This is a genomic window from Citrobacter sp. wls826 (genome assembly GCF_005281245.1).
GTDB classification, from domain to species: Bacteria; Pseudomonadota; Gammaproteobacteria; order Enterobacterales; family Enterobacteriaceae; genus Citrobacter; species Citrobacter braakii.
In genome coordinates this window covers 173,045-178,726 of the sequence record NZ_SZWS01000061.1, presented here as the reverse complement: position 1 = coordinate 178,726, position 5,682 = coordinate 173,045, and the positions used below count along the sequence as shown (strand labels likewise).

At 54.7% G+C, this 5,682-nt stretch carries 4 protein-coding genes and 1 pseudogene; all 5 read left to right on the top strand.

The genetic code is table 11. From position 1 onward, the window contains the following. Window positions 1-311 precede the first annotated feature (311 nt). Window positions 312-1,382, top strand: a complete 1,071-nt coding sequence (gene dhaK, locus FDW87_RS18345) for a dihydroxyacetone kinase subunit DhaK (protein ID WP_016153353.1) — start codon at window positions 312-314, stop codon at window positions 1,380-1,382. A gap of 11 nt (window positions 1,383-1,393) precedes the next feature. Continuing rightward, window positions 1,394-2,026 (top strand): dihydroxyacetone kinase subunit DhaL, encoded by a 633-nt coding sequence (gene dhaL, locus FDW87_RS18340; protein WP_016153354.1) that lies wholly within the window; start codon window positions 1,394-1,396, stop codon window positions 2,024-2,026. Window positions 2,027-2,036: 10 nt separating this feature from the next. After that, window positions 2,037-3,467: a dihydroxyacetone kinase phosphoryl donor subunit DhaM gene (gene dhaM / locus FDW87_RS18335; RefSeq protein ID WP_137380034.1), complete on the top strand. Its 1,431-nt coding sequence runs from the start codon at window positions 2,037-2,039 to the stop codon at window positions 3,465-3,467. Between the two features lie 171 nt (window positions 3,468-3,638). Continuing rightward, complete coding sequence (locus FDW87_RS18330) at window positions 3,639-5,351, top strand: alpha,alpha-trehalase (protein ID WP_016153356.1); 1,713 nt, start codon at window positions 3,639-3,641, stop codon at window positions 5,349-5,351. A 208-nt stretch (window positions 5,352-5,559) separates the two neighbouring features. After that, window positions 5,560-5,682: pseudogene (locus FDW87_RS23010) on the top strand (iron ABC transporter substrate-binding protein); the annotation flags it as partial.

Here is a 5,682-nt window from a genome sequence, read left to right as displayed (position 1 = left end):
ATGCCTACAAACCACCTGCTCTGCAGGTGGTTTGTTTTCCATAAACACCCGTGAATCAGCTTCCCGGCCAAATACGGCCCAACCTCTCATTTTCGCTGTTTTATGCACCATGACGTTCCAATACGGAACATTATTATGTTGCTACGTTTCGTATTGAAACGCCCATTACAGCAATTTTCTTTTGCCAACCCGTGTGCAAAATTACCTTATCGGCAGCGAGCAGTCGCCGTGGCGTTGTATAACCCGATACCCTACATCAGATGCCTGCCCGAATCTGGCAGCCATCCAGGACTGTCTGCGGAGCATAAATAATGAAAAAATTGATTAACCGTGTTGAAGACGTACTGACTGAACAACTCGCCGGACTGGCGAAAGCGTATCCTTCCCTGGCACTGCATCAGGATCCGGTATATGTCACCCGCGCAGATGCGCCAGTAATGGGCAAAGTGGCGCTGCTTTCCGGCGGCGGCAGCGGACACGAGCCTATGCACTGCGGCTATATTGGTCAGGGCATGCTCTCTGGTGCCTGCCCGGGTGAAATTTTTACCTCACCCACGCCGGATAAAATGTTCGAATGCGCCATGCAAATTGATGGCGGCGAAGGCGTACTGCTGATCATCAAAAATTACACCGGCGATATTCTTAATTTCGAAACCGCCACCGAGCTGTTGCATGAAAGCGGCGTCAAAGTCACCACCATGGTAGTGGATGACGACGTGGCGGTGAAAGACAGTCTGTATACCGCCGGTCGTCGTGGTGTGGCGAATACCGTATTGATCGAAAAACTGGTCGGCGCGGCCGCCGAACGCGGTGACTCACTGGAAGTTTGTGCGGCGCTGGGTCGTAAACTGAATAACCAGGGCCACTCCATTGGGATAGCCATTGGCGCCTGTACCGTTCCGGCCGCCGGACAACCGTCGTTCACGTTGCAGGATAACGAAATGGAGTTTGGCGTGGGTATCCACGGGGAACCGGGCATTGACCGCCGCACCTTCACTTCCCTCGATCAGACCGTTGATGAAATGTTCGATACCCTGCTGGAAAACGGCAACTACAGCCGTACGCTCCGCCACTGGGACAACGTTCAGGGCGCGTGGCAGGAAGGCAAAGAAAGCAAACGCGCGTTGCAAAGCGGCGATCGCGTCATTGCGCTGGTCAATAATCTCGGTGCGACGCCGCTGTCAGAACTCTTCGGCGTGTATAACCGCCTCGAAAGCCGTTGCCAGGACGCCGGCATCGTCATTGAGCGCAATCTGATCGGTTCTTACTGTACCTCTCTGGATATGACCGGCTTCTCAATCACCCTGTTACAGGTGGATGACGACACGCTGAGCTTATGGGATGCACCGGTTCACACCCCTGCTCTCAACTGGGGTAAATAAGGAGATACATGATGTCCCTCAACAGAACACAAATTGTTAACTGGCTCTATCGCTGCGGTGAGATCTTCACCACCGAAAGTGATTTTCTCACCGGTCTTGATCGGGAAATTGGTGATGCCGACCACGGTCTGAACATGCACCGTGGCTTTAGCAAAGTCGTCGAAAAGCTGCCGTCCATCGCCGATAAAGACATTGGTTTTATTTTGAAAAACACCGGCATGGTGCTGCTCTCAAGCGTCGGGGGGGCCAGCGGTCCACTGTTTGGTACCTTTTTTATCCGCGCCGCCCAGGTGACCCAGGCTCATCAAAGCCTGACGCTTGAGGAGTTGTATCAAATGATTCGTGATGGCGCAGAAGGTGTGATTAGCCGCGGTAAAGCTGAACCTGGCGACAAAACCATGTGCGATGTCTGGCTGCCGGTAGTGGAATCTTTACGCCAATCCTGCGAGCAAAAGCTGAGCGTACAGGCGGCGCTGGAAGCGGCAAGCCAACAAGCGGAAGCAGCAGCGCAAAGCACCATCACCATGCAGGCCCGCAAAGGCCGCGCCAGCTATCTCGGTGAGCGCAGCATTGGGCATCAGGATCCCGGCGCAACGTCCGTAATGTTTATGATGCAAATGCTGGCTCAGGCGTCCAGAGAGTAAGGATAAAGCGATGGTAAACCTGGTTATTGTTTCTCACAGCGCCCAGTTGGGCGAAGGCGTCGGCGCGCTAGCCCGGCAGATGTTAATGGGTGATGGTTGCAAAATCGCTATTGCCGCAGGCATTGACGATCCTGAGAATCCGATTGGCACCGATCCTATCAAGGTGATGGAAGCCATTGAGTCCGTGGCCGATACGGATCACGTGCTGGTGATGATGGATATCGGTAGTGCGCTACTGAGTGCGGAAACCGCGCTGGAACTGCTCGATCCGGCCATTGCCGCCAAAGTACGTTTGTGCGCCGCGCCGCTGGTCGAAGGCACGCTCGCCGCAACGGTTAGCGCTGCCGCAGGTGCTGACATCGAGCGGGTCATCTGTGATGCCATGAATGCCCTCGACGCCAAATGTGAGCAACTGGGTTTACCTTCGCCATCTGCAGCAAAGCCGACATCCGCCGAATTCGCGCCCGATGCAGATGCTCATTCAGTGGCCATTGTGGTGAAAAACCCAAACGGCATTCATGTGCGTCCGGCTTCACGGCTGGTTTCCGCGCTGTCTGGCTTTAACGCCGATATGTGGCTGGAGAAAAATGGCAAGTGCGTCGTCCCTGATAGCCTGAATCAGATTGCCCTGCTGCAGGTACGCTGTAACGACACGCTGCGCCTGATTGCTAAGGGCGAACAGGCAGAGGATGCGCTGGCCGCATTCAAACAGCTGGCGGCTGAGAATTTTGGTGAATCGCTCGAGCCCGCGCATGCTGATACCGTAGTGACGAAGGTTCCCTCACAGGTCACGGGGACGGCATTCTGTTACACACCGTTCTCACCACAGGTAAGCCAACAGCCTGTAGCCTCACTCCAGATTGAGCAGCAACGGTTACGGGTCGCTATCCAAAGCACGCTGAACGACTTAAGCGAGCTAACCGCGCTTGCAGAAGAGAGATATTCCGCAGATATCGCCGCTATTTTCTCCGGTCACCACACACTGTTGGACGATCCGGATCTGTTCGATATGGCCTGTGATCTAATGCGTGAAACGCAGTGCAGCGCGGCCTGGGCCTGGCATCAGGTGCTGAGCGATCTCAGCCAGCAGTATTTACAGCTCGACGATCCTTACCTGCAGGCGCGATACATCGATATTGAAGATTTGTTGTCTCGTTCACTGCAGTATTTGACGGGAGAGACTGCACAAATTCCCGCGTTCATCCGCCCCACTATTTTGGTCGCGGAGGTCATCTATCCTTCTACGGTGCTGCAACTCGATCCGAAGACCATCAAAGGCATCTGCCTGCGGGACGGGAGCGAAGCGTCCCACCCGGCGATTATCGCCCGTGCAATGGGGTTATGTTGGTTGTGTCAGCAAGGCGAGGCCATCGAGAGTATCACGATGGGTGATACCCTGACCCTTGACAGCGTGGCCCAGCGGATAACCTGCGCGGGCTGATGTCGGTTGCACACCCTTTGCCGACAAAGGGTGTGCATCTTTTCGATTCGCGTCGGGAAATGTCTGTTTATTCGCAAAATGGGGCGTCGATCACGCGCAACGGTCGATCCTGAACTAAGGTTTTCTCATGGTAAATGCCGCTGCTTCGGCACACCCTAAGGAGATTAACCGATGATAACGCCTGCAACTCGCCATCCAGGCCTGCTCTCTGTTGCAATAAAACTGACGCTCGCAAGCACCTTTTTTGCCCTTTCCTCTTTTGCCGTCAACGCCGAGGACGCGCCAACCGCCACGCCTCAGCCGCCTGATATTTTGCTTGGCCCACTGTTTAACGATGTACAAACGGCCAAACTGTTTCCTGACCAGAAAACCTTTGCTGACGCCGTTCCTAACAGCGATCCATTAATGATCCTTGCCGATTACCGGATGCAGAAAAATCAGTCCGGATTCGACCTACGTCATTTTGTGGAAGTGAATTTCACCTTGCCGAAAGCCGGCGAGAAATACGTCCCCCCTGCCGGGCAATCGCTGCGCGAGCATATTGACGGACTGTGGCCGGTACTCACCCGTTCGACAACCGACGCTGAAAAATGGGACTCTCTGCTGCCGCTCCCGGAGCCGTATGTCGTGCCTGGCGGGCGTTTTCGCGAAATATATTATTGGGACAGCTATTTCACCATGCTGGGGCTTGCCGAGAGCAATCACTGGGATAAGGTCTCCGACATGGTGGCAAACTTTGCTTACGAGATTGATTCCTGGGGACACATTCCTAACGGCAACCGCACCTACTATCTGAGCCGTTCTCAACCGCCATTCTTTGCCTTTATGGTGGAACTGCTGGCGCAGCATGACGGGGATGACGCGCTGAAAAAATACCTCCCGCAGATGCTCAAAGAATACACCTACTGGATGGAAGGCGTCGAAACGCTCCAGCCCGGTCAGCAGAATAAGCGCGTGGTTAAACTGGATGACGGCACCATTTTGAATCGCTACTGGGATGACCGCGATACGCCGCGACCAGAGTCCTGGGTGGAGGATATCGCCACAGCTAAAAGCAATCCGAACCGACCGGCCACAGAAATCTACCGCGACCTGCGTTCTGCCGCCGCGTCGGGTTGGGACTTTAGTTCCCGCTGGATGGATAACCCCAATCAACTAGGCACCCTGCGCACCACCAGCATCGTTCCGGTCGATCTCAATGCGTTGATGTACAAAATGGAAAAGATGATCGCCCTCGCCAGCAAGGCCGCCGGGGATAATGCCAAAGCTGCACAATATGAAGGCTTCGCTAATGCCCGACAAAAAGGGATCGAAAAGCACCTGTGGAACGACAAAGAAGGCTGGTATGCCGATTACGATCTGAAGAGCCACAAAGTACGTAACCAACTCACGGCCGCCGCCTTGTTCCCGTTGTATGTCAATGCAGCAGCAAAAGATCGCGCCAGTAAAGTGGCCGCGGCAACCCAGGCGCATTTGCTGCAACCCGGCGGCCTGGCCACCACGTCGGTGAAAAGCGGCCAGCAGTGGGATGCTCCCAACGGCTGGGCCCCGCTCCAGTGGGTCGCCGCATCGGGATTACAGAATTACGGTCAGGATAACGTCGCCATGGACGTGACCTGGCGATTCCTCACCAACGTGCAGCACACCTACGATCGTGAGAAAAAGCTGGTTGAAAAGTATGACGTGAGTAGCACAGGCACTGGCGGAGGCGGCGGCGAATATCCGTTGCAGGATGGTTTTGGCTGGACCAACGGCGTAACGCTAAAAATGCTCGACCTGATCTGCGCCAAAGAAAAGCCCTGTGACAGCGTGCCCGCATCGCGCCCGGCCCCGGCAAGTACCACGCCAGTCGAGCCTAAAAAACAGGCTCAGCCGACATCTTAATGCCGTTACCTGAAGCGTTTTACTCCCCGAATCCGCGCTGCGTCGCGGATTTTTTCTGGCTTATATTTCGCCATTCCTGTTGTCTCTACGCCATCTAGCCCTTATGGGGTATTCCGGGTTTTCATCCGTGAGAAATTGATTCTGAACATGTTTTTATTCGCTGTATATGTAAATATATAGCGATTTTATCACCTTCAGGATAACAATTATGCCACTGACAAGACGGATGTTTGCCCAGCTTGTGGCATCTGCACTGCTGCTACGCCATCTTCCCGCCTTGGCTCAAACGCCGCTAACCGTTGCCGTTGGAGGCCACCCAGCGCCAGAGGCG